The organism is Azohydromonas australica DSM 1124 (assembly GCF_000430725.1).
Lineage (GTDB): Bacteria > Pseudomonadota > Gammaproteobacteria > Burkholderiales > Burkholderiaceae_C > Azohydromonas > Azohydromonas australica.
The window spans coordinates 38,572-52,063 of sequence record NZ_AUMO01000037.1; the positions used below are offsets into that span (position 1 = coordinate 38,572).

Here is a 13,492-nt window from a genome sequence, read left to right on the forward strand (position 1 = left end):
GCAGGGTCTCCGTCCATGGGGTTCAAGATTCGACCAGGTCCAGCGCCTGGCGCAGCAGGCGTTGCGCAGAGGCATGGTGGCGCTTGCCGACGCACGGGTCGCCCAGGCCCGCGCAGCTGCGCGCGTGACTGCACTCCAGCAGGATGCCCAGCTTGTAGCGCGCCAGGACGACGTACCAGTCCAGGTGATCGAGTGGGCGGGGGCTGTGCCTGCCGTAGTGCTCCACCAGCTCGGCCGGCGTCGGGAAACCGCTCCATGGCTGCACATGGATCGTGCCCGCGCCTTGGCCCGCGGCGTCGGGCCAGGTGGCCAGCAGCCAGCCCAGGTCCAGCAGCGGATCACCGATGGTGGTCAGTTCCCAGTCCACGACGGCGGCAAGCTCGGGGCTGTCGCGACGGAACATCACGTTGGAGAGGTGGAAGTCGCCGTGCATCAGCCCGGTCGCACCAGCCGCGGGGCAATGCTGCTGCAACCAGCGGCCGACCTCCGCCACGCCGGTGAGGCCCTCGGGGCCTTCCCAGCCGTCAAGGCCGCGGCAGCCATCGAGCTGACGCTGCCAGCGGCCGACCTGCCGCTGCAGGAATCCCTGCGGGCGGCCCAGGTCCCCCAGGCCCACGGCCGCAGGGTCCACTTCGCCCAGCGCCAACAGCGCATCGACCAGGGCCAACCCCATGCGGCGGCGCCACGCAGGATCCTTGGCATGCCTACCAGGCAAAGGTGTGCCGGACGGGTTGAAGCCGTCTATGGCCTGCATGAGGTAGAACGGCGCGCCCAGCACACCGTCATCGCTGCAAGCGGCCAGCAACCGCGCATGCGGCACTGCCGTGGCTGCCAGCGCCCCCAGCACCCGTGCCTCGCGCAGCAGCGCTGCACCTACCTCGGCGCGCGCTGGCAGCTGTGGACGGCGCAGCACACAGCAAAAACCGTCCTCATGCCGCAGGTGCACCAGCAGGTTCTGCGTGCCACCGGACAGTATGCGGGCCTGCTCGATGGGGCCGTGGTCCAGCCCCCGGGCCTGCATCCAGCCTTGCAGCCGCAGCACATCCACGGCCTCGGGGGAGACGCCAGCCAGTGCACTCATGCCGGCACGTCCCCATCCATGCCGAGCACGGCCCGGGCCTGTGCCGCTGCCGTGGGCTTGTGATAGGCCGGGAAAAGCGCAGCGCTGGCCTGGTGGCGGCGCAGCTCCTGGCGTGCCACCGTGATCTTGTGCACCTCCGTTGGCCCGTCGGCCAGGCCCATCTGGAAGGCACGCAGCACCATGCCGGCAAAGGGCATCTCGGTCGAGACGCCGATCGAGCCATGCAGGTGCAGCGCGCGCGCGGCGATGTCGTGCAGCACGCGCGGCATGGCTGCCTTCACGGCGGCGATGTCCTGGCGCACGCGCCGGTAATCCTTGTAGTGGTCGATGCGCCAGGCGGTGCGCAACACCAGCAGTCGGAACTGCTCCAGCTCGATCCAGGAGTCGGCAATCCGCTCCTGCACCATCTGCTTGTCGGCCAGCAGGGATCCCTGAGTACGGCGTGACAGCGCACGTTCGCACATCGCGTCCAGCGCTTTCTGCGCCAGGCCGATCGTGCGCATCGCATGGTGCACGCGGCCACCGCCCAGGCGAACCTGTGCGACCTCGAACGCCTTGCCCGGCTGGCCCAGGATGTGGTCAACCGGCACGCGCACGTGGTCGAAGTCAAGGTAGCCGTGCGTGGCCTCGGGCTCGTCGCCGATGCCCACGTCGCGCACGATCGAGAGCCCGGGCGTGCCGGCCGGCACGATGAACATCGACTGGCCCGCGGTGACGGGGGCCTGGGCATCCGTCACGGCCACGACCAGGAAGAAGGCTGCGAAGCGCGCGTTGGACGCGAACCACTTGCGCCCGGTGATGACCCATTCGTCGCCTTCGCGCACGGCACAAGTGGTGAACACCGCGGGGTCGGCTCCGCCCTGGGGCTCCGTCATGGCAAAGCAGGACACGATCCGGTTGTCCAGCAGCGGCTGCAGCCAGCGGCGCTTCTGCTGCGGCGTGCCATAGTGCGCCAGGATCTCGCTGTTGCCCGAGTCCGGGGCCTGGCATCCGAAAACGATGGGTCCGAAGGACGAGCGCCCCAGGATCTCGTTCATCAGCGCCAGCTTGACCTGACCGTAGCCGGCGCCGCCGAGCTCGGGCCCCAGATGGCAGGCCCACAGGCCGCGCGCCTTGACTTGCGCCTGCAGCGGCCGCACGTGCTGCTCGAAGCGCGGATCGTGGATGTTCCAAGGGCTGCCCAGCACGGCATCCAGTGGCTCCACGCGCTCGCGCACGAACTGCGCGATCCAGTCCAACTCGCGCTGGAACTCGGGATCGGTCTCGAAATCCCAGGCCATATCATGGTCTCCTTCGTATCAGGCGAGCAACATGCCGCCGTCCACCAGCAGCGTCTGCCCCAGCATGTAGTCCGACATCGGCGATGCCAGGAAGAGCGCCACGTGGGCCATGTCGCGAGGCTGGCCCAGGCGGCCGAGCGGGATGCGTTTGAGCGCGGACTCCAGGCGCTGGGGGTTCTGCGTGGTCACGCGCGTGAGCTTGCTCTCTACCAGCCCCGGCGCGATGCCGTTGACGCGAATGCCGTCGCGCGCCCAAGCCTCAGCCAGCGTGCGTGTCAGGCCGAAGGCACCCGTCTTGGATGCGTTGTAGGCGGGTGTACCGCGCGTGGAATGGAAGGCCGCGGCGGAGCTGACGATGATCATGCGTCCGCCTGCAACCTTGAGCGCGCCATGGCAGCGGTCGGCGCAGGCCATGAGGCTGATCAGGTTGACGTCCACCACCTTGCTGAACACCTCGGCCTTGAATTCCTGCTGCTGGTAGCGCACGGTGCCCTGGACCTGGACGAGCACGTCGAGCCGATCAAAAGGCAGCGGGACAGCTTCCACACGGCGCCAATCGGACACGTCCACCTGCGTGTAGTGCAGCCCCGTCAAGTCGCAACCCGGCTCGTCGGCGTAGTCGGCCGCGTTCGCACGCGTACCCCATGCGTGCACGGTGGCGCCGTACTGGCGGAAGGCCTGGGCGATACCGTTGCCTATGCCGCTGGATCCGCCAATCACGAGCACGGTTTGGCCGCTGAAGTCCAGAAGGTTCATGTCGTCGCTTTCGCAGTAGGAGCCATCGCCGTGGCGGGTCGGCACAGCGTGATGCCGGCTTCCACCAGGGCGTCAATGGCGGCCTGGTCCAGTCCCAGCTCGCGCAGTACCGCTTCGCTGTGCTCGCCCAGGGCTGGTGGTGCGATGTGCAGGGACAGCGGCATATCGCCGAAGTCCCACAGCGCGCCGATCTGCCGCATCTGGCCGTATTCGGCGTGGATGTAGCTGGCATGCAGGCCCGCGGCCGCGTGCGCGGGATCGTCCAGGAAGGGTTCGCCCTGGGCCTGCAGGACCGGCGCGGCCGGCACGCGGGCCGCATCGAGGCTGGCCAGGGCCTGGGCCTGCGTCAGCCGGCTGAAATGAGCCTGTGGATCGCTGGCTGTGAGGCACTCGAACGCGGCCACCGCCTGCGGCGAGAAGGCTGCCACGGCCACCCAGGCGTCGGCGCAGCGGTACAGGCGGTGCGTTGGCGCAATGCCGGCCTGGTCCTGGTCGAGGTGGGCAATGGGCGTGATGCTGCCGTCGCTCAGCGCCACGGCCTCGGCCACGGTGGTCAGCATCGCGCCAAGCAGCGAGGCAGCCACAGCCTGTCCCTGGCCAGTACGCGTCTTGCGATACAGGCCCAGCAGCACTGCAAATACCGAGGCCGCCGCGGCAAGGTGATCGCCCACGCCGAAGCGCAGCCACATCGGCGGGTTGCCCTTGCCACCGCCCTCGAGCTCCCAGCCGCAGGCGGCCTGCATGAGTTGGTCGAAGCCGGGCCAGTCGGCACGGGGGCCGTGCGGACCGTAAGAGCTGACGTGAGCACAGACGAGTTCGGGCTTGAGCGCACGCAACTGCTGCGGCGCGATCCCGAGCTTGCGCGCGGCCGGCATCCGGATGTTGTGGTGCACCACATCGGCTTGGCGCACCAGCGCCTGCAACACCGGCTGCGCCTGCGGCGTCCCCAGTCTGAGTGCAAGTGCGCGCTTGCCCCGCTGGGTACCGGCAAAGATGCGCTCCAGGCGCCGCATCGCGTCGCCCGAGGGCGGCTCCACCTTGACCACTTCGGCGCCCAGGTCGGCCAGCAACATGCAGGCGAACGGACCGGCCAGGTACGCACCCAGGTCCAGCACCTTCAGGCCGTGCAGCGGCGGCTGTGCGTGGCAGGCCCGCCCTGCCTCAGGAGCCGATGTCGGCAAGGCAGATGGGGACGGCCACGGGACATCCAGGTCGAACGCCGTGGCGCACACCTGCACCCGGCAAGGCGGCAGCACGTGCACGGCAGGACCGGGCTGCAGCGTGGGGCCCAGGACCGGGTCTTCCACCTCGGCGACGTAGCCATTGGCACGCGCCTGTTCGTCTGCATAGATGGCGCCGAAGGGGGCGGCGATCTGGGCCGCCACATCGTGTTCCCAAAAATGGCGCACCCATTCCTGCGCAGGCCGGGTGGCGATGATGGCCTTGTTGGCCCCGAAGTTGGGCGCAACATGGCTGGGCGGGTACTTGGCGTTTTCCGCGGCCACGGCTTCGGGGCCCATGGCAGCGAGCGCCTGCGCCATCCACGGCGCGGCATCGGGAGAGTAGTGAACGTGGATCCATTGGCCGTCGCTGGCCTGGTGCAGGGGGATGGGTGTCGACTTGGGCAGGCCTTGGGCAAAGACGGAACTGGGCCGTTGCGCGCGGGACCAGTGCATCGTCATCGGCACCAGGGCCGCCTGCGCCAGGCTCGTGTGCGCCGCACCACCCGTGCCGCTGCGGTCGCGAGCGATGAGCCGAGCCATCACGCCCACGGCACCCAGCCAGCTCGCGATCCAGCCGGCAAACGGCATGCGGATGAATACAGGGCCGTCGCGATGCCCGGGCTGCTCGTCCAGCAGGCCCAGCCGTGCCAGCACCAGCGTCTCTGCCACGGGATCGTCGGCCCGCGCGTGGCGCTGCGGCCAGCCGCCGATGGCACAGAACACCAGGCGCGGGTTCAGCGCTGCCAGCGCGGCATCGTCGAGCCCCAGCGCGCGAGCTTGCGAGGGCGTGAGGTCATGTACCAGCACATCGGCCGCGGCCAGGAGAGCATGCAGCCGCTTCAGGCCAGGCGCATCGGCTGGATCGAGCGCCATCGGGTGCTTGCCGCGGTCGAGCACGCGAAACAGCGTCCCGGTGCCTAGCTCGCATGCGCCGGGGCGCGATATCCGCACCACGTCGGCTCCGGCTTCGGCCAGGTAGCGTGTTGCCGCACGGCCCGCGAGGCCCTGGGCCAGATCCACCACCCGCAAACCATCGAGGATGCCCGGCTCCTGACTCATTGCGCCTCGATCCCCGCCTGACGAATGAGGTGTCCCCATGTTTGCATCTCCCAGGCTTGAAAACGCGCGAATTGCGCGGGCGCAAGCGTGAATTCCACGGTTCCCAGCCGCTTGTGGGCCTCTTGCACCGCCGCCGAAGCACCGGCATGCCGAAGCCAGCCTTGCAGCCGCATCACGAGCGCTTCGTCAGCCTGTGCCGGCAGGTAAGCCCCGATCCAGAAGCCGATGTCCATGTCCTTGATACCGGCCTCGGCAAAGGTCGGCAACTCCGGTGCGCTGGGACTGCGCAAGGGGCCGGTGACGGCCAGGGCGCGAAGGCGTCCCGACGCGACATGGGGCCAGGGCGAGAAATCGGTGAACAGCAGATCGACGCGCCCGTTCAGGAGGTCGGACAGGGCTGCTGCACCGCTGAGGTAGGGAATGCCCGTGAGCCGGTTGCCGGCCCCATGCTGCAGCACCTCGGCCGGCAGCCGGCTGGTGATGCTGGTGTACGCGAACGAGTATCGCCGCGGCTGCCTGCGCAGCCGCTGTACCAGATCCTGCACCGAGGCCGACACGACCCTGGCCGGATTGACGTACAGGACCATCGGTCCGCGCGACAGCGGCGTCACGGGCGTGAAATCCCTGGCGGGGTCATAGGGCAGCCGTCGCATGACATGCGGATTCCCCGTCATCGTGACGTTGCCCGTGACCAGCACGGTGTGGCCATCGGGCGTGGCCCGGGACACCGCCGTGGCGGCGAGCGCCGAGCCGGCCCCGGGTCTGTTGTCGACGACCACCGGCACACCCGCCTGCTGGCCGACCTCACGGGCCAACGCGCGCACCAGCCCGTCGGGCGCGGCTCCTGCGGTGAACGGCACGATGAACGTGATCGGCCGCCTCGCTGTCGTGTCAACTGCCGCGCGCACGGCGCCGGGCACGAGTCCCGCACCGGGCAGCAAGGCCGCGCACAGCGCCTTCGATGCGGTGCGACGTCTCACGGCTTGGTGATGCGCGTGCGCAGGACACCAATGCCCTCGACCTCCAGCTCGACCACATCGCCTGGCTTGAGCGTGCGCAGCTGCTCCAGTCCGCAACCGTTGCCCACCGTGCCGGAGCCCAGGAACTCGCCCGGGTACAGCGTCTCGGATCGAGAGACATGGGCGATCACGTCCTCGAAGGTCCAGCGCATCGTGCTGGTGTTGCCACGGCCCCACTCCTGGCCGTTGACGCGCGCCACCATCGTCAATTGGTAGGGATCGGGCAACTCGTCCACCGTGACCAGGCAGGGTCCCATCACGTTGGCGGTGTCGAAGTCCTTGCCCTTGGCCGGACCCAGCATGCCGCCCATCTCGACCGCCTGCGCATCGCGCGCGCTGATGTCGTTGAAGATGGTGTAGCCGAAGATGTGCTCGCGCGCCTTTTCCTTGGGCACGTCCTTGGCACGCTTGCCGATGTAGCAGCCGAACTCGAGCTCGAAGTCCAACGCCTGGCTGTAGGCAGGCCACACCACATCGTCATCGGCGCCGATGGTGGCGAAGCGGTTGCACTTGTAGTAGATCGGCTGGCGGTTGAAGGTGTCGATCACTCGATCGTCGGCGCGCGTGCTCATGGCCTTGAGCGTGGCCTCGGGGTCCTGCGTGCGCATCGCACGCAGCCGTCTTGCGGCGGCAAAGCTCTGTCGCAGGTGCAGTTCGAAGCAGGAGCAGTCGCGCATCTGGATCGGTGGCTGGATGGGCGCGCGCAGGCGTACGTCTTGGCGCGCCAGCACCGCTTCAGCCGGTGCGCGCGCAATCAGATTGCGAGCCGCCTCCCACACCGCCGGACCGGCCTCGATGAGGGCCTGCACGCTGCCGAAGGCCGCCGTATCGCCCCCAAGCGCGATCTGCGCCGCGTGTCCCAGATCGAGCACGGCCTGGCCGGCCTCGATCAACGCACCGCAGCGCTGCACGCCCTGGGCGCGTTCATAGGTCACAAGTCTCATTTCAAACAGTCCTCCTGGACATTGGAATCTTCCGGTGTCCTGGCCACCCCACGTCGCAGCACCACCGGCGCGCCCCCATGCGCGCGCTTGCTCATCCAGTGAGACAACGCGGCATCCATGTAATCGGCATGGCCGGGAAACCAGTTCTCAAGCGCTGCCGCCAGGTCACGTGCGACCTGCACCCGGGCCGGGTCCTGCGCACCGTCGTCCAGCATCGCCCTGACTTCACGCACGGACTTCAGCACCGCTGCATGTTCGTCGGCGTGGCACTGCGCGGCGGGAAAACCGCTGTCGGCCATCCACGCCTCTTCCTGATGGAAATGCTCGATCAGGTGCGTGGCCACTGCATCCAGCCGTGCGAGCACATCGGCGTTGCCGGCGGCCTGCAATGCGGCAACGCAGTCGACGAAGTCGCGGTGCGTCGCATCCATGGCCGGGTAGCCCAACAGGTAGGCCTCGGTCCACTGCATTGGTGCACCCATGCTTCAGACCCGCCCTGCCACGGGAATGCAGGCGCCGGTAACCGCCTGCGCATCGTCGGACAGCAGGAACGCGATCACGGTGGCCAGCGCCTGTGGATGCACCCAGCGCGCGAAATCCGCATCAGGCATGTCCGCACGGTTGGCCGGCGTGTCCAGGATGCTCGGGAGCACCGCGTTGACACGCACGCCACGGTCCTTGAGCTCCTCGGCCAGGGCCTCGGTGAGCCGGGCCACGCCGGCCTTGGACGCCGCATACGCGCCCATGCCCAGGGCAGCCTTGTTGGCCGCCAATGCGCCGACGTTGACGATCGCCGCAGGTGCCGCGGCCAGCAGGTACGGCAGGGCTGCGCGGCTGGCCACGACGGCGCTGCGCAGGTTCATCCCGTACAGCGCATCCCAGGATTCGACACTGCCGCCCTCCAGCGTCTCCCAGCGGAACCCGCCAGCGACGTTGACGAGCGAGTCCAGGCCGCCCAACAGGCTGCAAGCCTGCTCCAGCGCTGCAGCCGCGGCCGCCTGGTCGCCCAGGTCGACGTCGCCCAGCACGCCAGCCATGCCGGGCAGCGAGTGCGCCGGCGCGCGATCGAGCAGCACCACGCGGGCGCCGCGCTCGGCAAGCAGGTCGCCCACCGCACGTCCGAGCGCACCCAGGCCGCCGGTCACCAGCACCCGGCGGGAAGAAAGTGAAGCGGCAGCCGCCGCAGGTGTGGAATCCAAGGGTAACTCCGTAGATTTGCACAGATTGATTGAATCTGTTCAGCTATTAGACTTTTCCTCCAACGCGCCGTCAATGCCTGTCACCCCACCCCGTCTTCCGCGAGCCGCCAGGCAACCCCATCAAGGACCCTTCGGGTGCAGCGATAAAAGCTGCCTTGCCGGTGTGCCTGCCCCGGGGCGTGCCAGTTCCGCAGGCACGACGGCGCCGGCATCTCGCGCGCGAAAGGACGCGGGCCGTTCCGAGCCCGCTGCGAGCTGCCGGCATTTCCCTCAACCCCTGGAGGGCCGCCCGTACGGGGCCCGCTTCAGCCACAGGGCCGTCGCCCCGCGCGGGAACGACATGGCCCACCTGCCTGGAATCACCCCATGAGCAACACACGACCGGTCGCAGACCGATCCATTCCGGTCGATGGCGGCGCGAGCGCTGCTGGCCACGAAACGCACTCGGGCAGCAACGGCCTGCGCCTGGACCTCAGCGAGTTCCGCGTGGCCTGGCGCATCGTGATCATTGCCACGCTGGGCATTGCGGCCAATGCTGCGGCGTCGATGCTGTATGCCTTCGGCTCGCTCACTCTGCCCTGGCAGCAGGCTTTCGGATGGGAGCGCAGTGCGATCCAGTCGGCGGTGGGTTTCCTCTTCCTGGGCGCCATCGTGAGCGCGCAGGTGGTGGGCTGGCTGAACCGGCGCTACGGCATGAAACGCGTGACGACCGTGTCGCTGCTGGCGCTGTCGCTGGCCTACGTGGCGATGACACAGATGGGGCCATCCATCAGCAGCCTGTACGTGATGCTGGTGGTGCTGTCGTTGTGCAGCATGGGTACCATGCAGGTCACCTGGACGCACATCGTCAACCTCTGGTACGAACACAACCGCGGGCTGGCCCTGGCGCTGGTGCTTTCGGGCACGGGCCTGGCCGCCATCATCATCCCGGCCGCCGTGAGCGCTGCCACGGCGAAGTGGGGCTGGCAGGCCGGATTGCTGGTGCTGGCAGTGCTGCCGGCCGGCATCGTGCTGCCCCTGGTACGGCTATGGATGGTCGAGCCGGGTGAGGTTGCAGCAACGGCCTCGGCACGCAGCACCCAGGTTTCCCGCCCGGCGCCGGGAGGCGTGCCCTTCAAGGCTGCGCTTCGCAGCCCGCGCTACTGGGCACTGAACATCGCTTTGTCCATGGTGGTGGCCGCCGTCGTTGCCATGGTGACGAGCACCGTGCCGTTGCTGCGCGACAAAGGGCTCGATGCCTCAACCGCCGGACAGGTCTTCGGCAGCTTCGGGCTGTCGCTGATCCTCGGACGCGTGGTCGTCGGCTACCTCGTCGACCGAGTCTGGGCCCCAGGTGTGGCTGCCGTGGCGATGGCGTTGCCGGCGCTGGGATGCTGGCTGCTGGGCCACACCGCCCCCCACGACACCATGATGCTGGCACTGGCCGTGATGCTGATCGGTATCGGCGCCGGCGCGGAGTTCGACATTGCGGCGTTCCTGATGGCACGCTACTTCGGCATGCGCGACTACGGGCCGCTGTTTGGCATCCACCTCGGGATGATCACGTTGGCCTCTACCGTTGCTCCGTTACTTTTTGGGCAGCTCTACAAGAGCACGGGCGACTACGACTCGATGCTGACCATCTGCACCGGCTTGTTTGTCGTCGGTTCGCTGATGCTGCTGCCGCTGGGACGGTATCCGCGTTTCGAGGCGGCCAGGCCCTCCTGAAGCCACAGCGGCGGCAAGCCGCGAGGCGGCTCTGTTGCAACAGCGTTCACACAAGGAAAGTCGTAACCCATGCGGAGCGCAGTTCCTCTGGGAAGCCGGTCAGGCTGCGGCCGGCAAACAGCTGGCCTTCGGCAACTATGCGGGTCGCTGCTCATCGGGCGATCAAGAAACTCCACCGCGCAGCCCACCCGGCTCAGTTCCTCGATCAGCACCATCCAATGCACGTAATTGCGCACCAGACGGTCCGGCTCGGTGACCAGCAAGCAGTTGATCTCGCGCGCCTTGGCAGCATCGCGCAACCGATCCAGCCCGGGCCGTGCCAAGGTCGCACCACGCAGCTCTCATCGCGAAACACATGCGGTGGCTCAAGTTCCCAGCCGTCGGCGGCATGTGCTCGGACGTGGTCGTTTAGAAGTTCGAGCTGCTGCTCGATGGTCTGTCGATCGACCTGATGGCTGGTCGATACGCGCACGTACAGGGCGATCCGAATGCGGGCGATCCTGACTTACCTCCACCGGGGCGCCGGCGACCGGCTCCACCGGTACGCTCGGCTTGACAGTCGCCCACTGCAGAAAGAGTTGGTACGTTCGATCCCAGCGTTGTTGGCCGACGGGAATTGCCACCCCGCTGCGCCGCACGCTCCAGTCCGCTCGTCGCGGCCGCTGGTTGCCGTTCATCGCGTCCTCCGCTGTGCACGACATCGAGCGGGGCAGAGTACGGCGCGGAAAACTCGACTCGTGGCCGCTGGGGACGCGGCCAGCTGAGCTGTAGCCGCTCGCAGCGGATCAGGCAAAACTTGTCACTTGTGGCTCTTCTAAATTTCAAGTGGGTTGCCGGGCATGAGGGTTGACCGCGGTGAAGTCCAACTTGCCGGCGATCAAGAAGATCACGGTCTTGATGGTTGACATGCGGGTGAAGCCTCGGGCGCGGCGCTTGGCGGCCTGGAACAGGCCATTGAGGGCTTCGATGAAGCCGTTGGTCTGGCGGGTCTGAGCCCAGGCCACGATGCCCTCAAGATGACGGCGCACCATTGCGGCCACGACCTTCATCGGTTCGACCTTGGAGCGCATCACGCAGCGGCACCAATGCAGCAGCATGGCGCGCACGACGTTGATCTGTTTGCGCTCCAGGATCTCGCGCAACTGCTCCTTGTAGAGCCAGGCGCGTGCCGTGCGCACGCTCGCCATCCGGGCGATCAGGCCGTCGAGCTCCACGGCGGCCTCGGGCTTGAGACGGTCGCGGTCCTTGAGCAGCGTCCAGCGCATGCCCTTAAGGGACTTGTCGCTGCGCTGCTCGATGCGCCGCATCTTGTCCACCGCGGCATTGGCATGCCAGACAACGTGGAATTTGTCGAACGTGATGCGCGCGTTGGGCAGCTGCTCGCCCACGCCCTTGATGAACGCGGGCGACATGTCGATGCTTACCGACTTGATCTGCTCAGACGGGCAGCCGTGCTCAGCAAGCTCGGCAGCGATCGCGGCAATAGCCTTGGCATTACGCCCGGTGGTCACGCTGAGCACGCGGCGCTTGACGGCATCAGCCGCCAGCGTGATGTAGTCGTGGCCGCGGGCACGCGAGGTCTCGTCGATGGCCAGCGCGGTGACGTCGCTGAAGTCAGCCTCTTGCAGCGCCAGCGCGACGTATCGCTGGCAGATCGCCATCACCCGGTGCGGCGAGATGCCCACGATGCGCGCCACCGCCGCAAACGGCATCTCAGGTGCGAGCATCAGCACCAAGGCCTCGAACAGCAGCGTGAAGCCCGACAGGCGTCCGGCAAACGGCGGCTTGACCAACTGCACCGAGCCGCCGGGCAGCTTCACCCGGGGCGTGCGCACTTGCAGCAGGCACTCGTGCTGGAAGAAGTTCAGGTGCCGGTACGTCTTGGTGACGGTGTCGTGGATCGGGTGCTCACCAGGCACACCCTCCACAGCAAAGCGAGAGCCGACAGCAAAGTCGATAGCCACCGTCAGCACCTTGGCCGCCTCATCGAACTGCACACCCTTCACAGACCACGGTGCAGTGATTCCCAGCGCGGCTTCGAACAACTTGTCGTGCATTCCAAACGTACCCGTATCGCGATGGCCGGTGCGTCAGCACGCTTCATCGACCATCGCCTTCATCCTCAATCCCAGCCAGTCTACCCACTCGAAATTCAAGAGAGGCTCACTTGTGATAAGGCCATTGAGCGCACGATCTCCTGGCTGCACCAGATGCGTCGGCTGCGCACGCGCTTTGAGAGGCGTGCTCACATCCACCAGGCCTTTCTGACCCTGGGCTGCGCGCTCATCTGCTGGAACCATTTGCTGCCTTCGTAGAGCAAAAAGTTAAGCTTCTAGTTGTGTGAACGTTGATTGACGCCCACTCCATCATGCAAAAGCATGCTGCTATTGAGATAGGTCTTCCTATCACGATAGTTGCGTCGAAGGATGAAACTGGCGGATGGACAAACGGTCCACCCTGAGTACCAGCAGCGGCGCTTCACCAAGCAGCCTTCTCCGTTGAGTATGCACCTTGATTTACATAGGCATGATCGCCGATTAATCAAACGGCATGACGCGGATGATGCACACCGGAAACGCCACTGGCGTGCTGGCAGCCCATGGCGCCCGTGGCGCCCGTGGCTGGACTTGAGGAGTTGCGCATGGCGCTGCACCAACCGTGGTACCGCCGGCCGCCGGCGCTTCAGACTTCTTTACCTGCGCTTCACAAACCGTGGTGAACCGCCCGCGGCCGCGATGCGTTGTCGATTTGTGGCGCGCAAGCTGCGCCCGTAATCAAGGAGTCGCATTCATGTTCAGCAAGCGGATCGCTCTCGTGGCAATGGCCCTCTTCGGCAGCCTGGGAGCTGGCTTGGCGCAGGCGCAAGGTGCCGACGTCCAGTGGTCGGTGACGATCGGCGCGCCCGTCGGTGTGCCGGTCTACAACCAAGGCGCGCCGGTCCATGGCTCACCGATGCCGGCAACGCGTCCTGTACCTGTGCGCATGCCGCAGGGCTATCAACAGCCCACCCGCTGGGATCGTGATGGCGACGGCATTCCCAATGGCCGCGATCACGTCTTCAATCCGGTCTGGGACCGCGACGGCGACGGCATCGCCAACCGGCATGACCGCCGTGACAACCTGCGCCAGGATCATGATGGCGATGGCGTGCCGAACTGGTACGACCGTTCACCTTGGGGTCGGCGCTGACCGTACGTGGATCGCCAGCGATACGCGCACGTTGA

The 13,492-nt window shown here is 67.2% G+C and carries 12 protein-coding genes and 1 pseudogene; 3 read left to right on the forward strand and 10 right to left on the reverse strand.

The window, feature by feature from the left end; all coding sequences use genetic code 11:
- Window positions 1–22: 22 nt before the first annotated feature.
- The 8 genes from H537_RS0105115 to H537_RS0105150 are packed head-to-tail and all read right to left on the reverse strand — an operon-like array spanning window position 23 to window position 8,561.
- Window positions 23–1,081, reverse strand: a complete 1,059-nt coding sequence (locus H537_RS0105115) for a phosphotransferase family protein (protein ID WP_028997038.1) — start codon at window positions 1,079–1,081, stop codon at window positions 23–25.
- The gene (locus H537_RS0105120; protein WP_028997039.1) at window positions 1,078–2,361 is read right to left on the reverse strand and encodes an acyl-CoA dehydrogenase family protein; all 1,284 of its coding nucleotides are present in this window, start codon (window positions 2,359–2,361) and stop codon (window positions 1,078–1,080) included. The genes H537_RS0105115 and H537_RS0105120 overlap by 4 nt, the downstream gene beginning before the upstream one ends.
- An 18-nt stretch (window positions 2,362–2,379) precedes the next feature.
- Window positions 2,380–3,117 (reverse strand): SDR family NAD(P)-dependent oxidoreductase, encoded by a 738-nt coding sequence (locus tag H537_RS0105125; protein WP_028997040.1) that lies wholly within the window; start codon window positions 3,115–3,117, stop codon window positions 2,380–2,382.
- Window positions 3,114–5,399 (reverse strand): CoA transferase, encoded by a 2,286-nt coding sequence (locus H537_RS41280; RefSeq protein ID WP_051241921.1) that lies wholly within the window; start codon window positions 5,397–5,399, stop codon window positions 3,114–3,116. The genes H537_RS0105125 and H537_RS41280 overlap by 4 nt, the downstream gene beginning before the upstream one ends.
- Window positions 5,396–6,379 (reverse strand): Bug family tripartite tricarboxylate transporter substrate binding protein, encoded by a 984-nt coding sequence (locus tag H537_RS0105135; RefSeq protein WP_028997041.1) that lies wholly within the window; start codon window positions 6,377–6,379, stop codon window positions 5,396–5,398. The genes H537_RS41280 and H537_RS0105135 overlap by 4 nt, the downstream gene beginning before the upstream one ends.
- The gene (locus H537_RS0105140; protein WP_028997042.1) at window positions 6,376–7,362 is read right to left on the reverse strand and encodes a fumarylacetoacetate hydrolase family protein; all 987 of its coding nucleotides are present in this window, start codon (window positions 7,360–7,362) and stop codon (window positions 6,376–6,378) included. Before H537_RS0105140 ends, H537_RS0105135 begins: the two co-directional genes overlap by 4 nt.
- Window positions 7,359–7,832: a bacteriohemerythrin gene (locus H537_RS0105145; protein ID WP_238446612.1), complete on the reverse strand. Its 474-nt coding sequence runs from the start codon at window positions 7,830–7,832 to the stop codon at window positions 7,359–7,361. Before H537_RS0105145 ends, H537_RS0105140 begins: the two co-directional genes overlap by 4 nt.
- Window positions 7,833–7,847: 15 nt before the next feature.
- Window positions 7,848–8,561 carry an SDR family NAD(P)-dependent oxidoreductase gene (locus H537_RS0105150; RefSeq protein WP_051241926.1) on the reverse strand — a complete coding sequence of 238 codons (714 nt, stop codon included), beginning with the start codon at window positions 8,559–8,561 and terminating at the stop codon, window positions 7,848–7,850.
- Window positions 8,562–8,927: 366 nt separating this feature from the next.
- Between H537_RS0105150 and H537_RS0105155 the strand changes: the two genes are divergently transcribed.
- Window positions 8,928–10,268, forward strand: coding sequence for an MFS transporter (locus H537_RS0105155; protein WP_084150446.1), 1,341 nt, complete (start codon window positions 8,928–8,930; stop codon window positions 10,266–10,268).
- Here the strand turns inward: H537_RS0105155 and H537_RS56695 are convergent.
- Both H537_RS56695 and H537_RS0105160 read right to left on the reverse strand, forming a co-directional pair.
- On the reverse strand, window positions 10,163–10,591 hold the full coding sequence (locus H537_RS56695) for a recombinase family protein (protein ID WP_084150447.1): 429 nt from the start codon (window positions 10,589–10,591) through the stop codon (window positions 10,163–10,165). The genes H537_RS0105155 and H537_RS56695 overlap by 106 nt on opposite strands.
- 498 nt (window positions 10,592–11,089) lie before the next feature.
- Window positions 11,090–12,325: an ISL3 family transposase gene (locus H537_RS0105160; RefSeq protein ID WP_028997046.1), complete on the reverse strand. Its 1,236-nt coding sequence runs from the start codon at window positions 12,323–12,325 to the stop codon at window positions 11,090–11,092.
- Window positions 12,326–12,448: 123 nt separating this feature from the next.
- Between H537_RS0105160 and H537_RS52345 the strand changes: the two are divergent.
- Together H537_RS52345 and H537_RS48875 are read left to right on the forward strand one after the other, a co-directional pair.
- Window positions 12,449–12,583: pseudogene (locus H537_RS52345) on the forward strand (IS5/IS1182 family transposase); the annotation flags it as partial.
- A gap of 475 nt (window positions 12,584–13,058) precedes the next feature.
- Window positions 13,059–13,457 (forward strand): hypothetical protein, encoded by a 399-nt coding sequence (locus H537_RS48875; protein ID WP_051241928.1) that lies wholly within the window; start codon window positions 13,059–13,061, stop codon window positions 13,455–13,457.
- Window positions 13,458–13,492 lie beyond the last annotated feature (35 nt).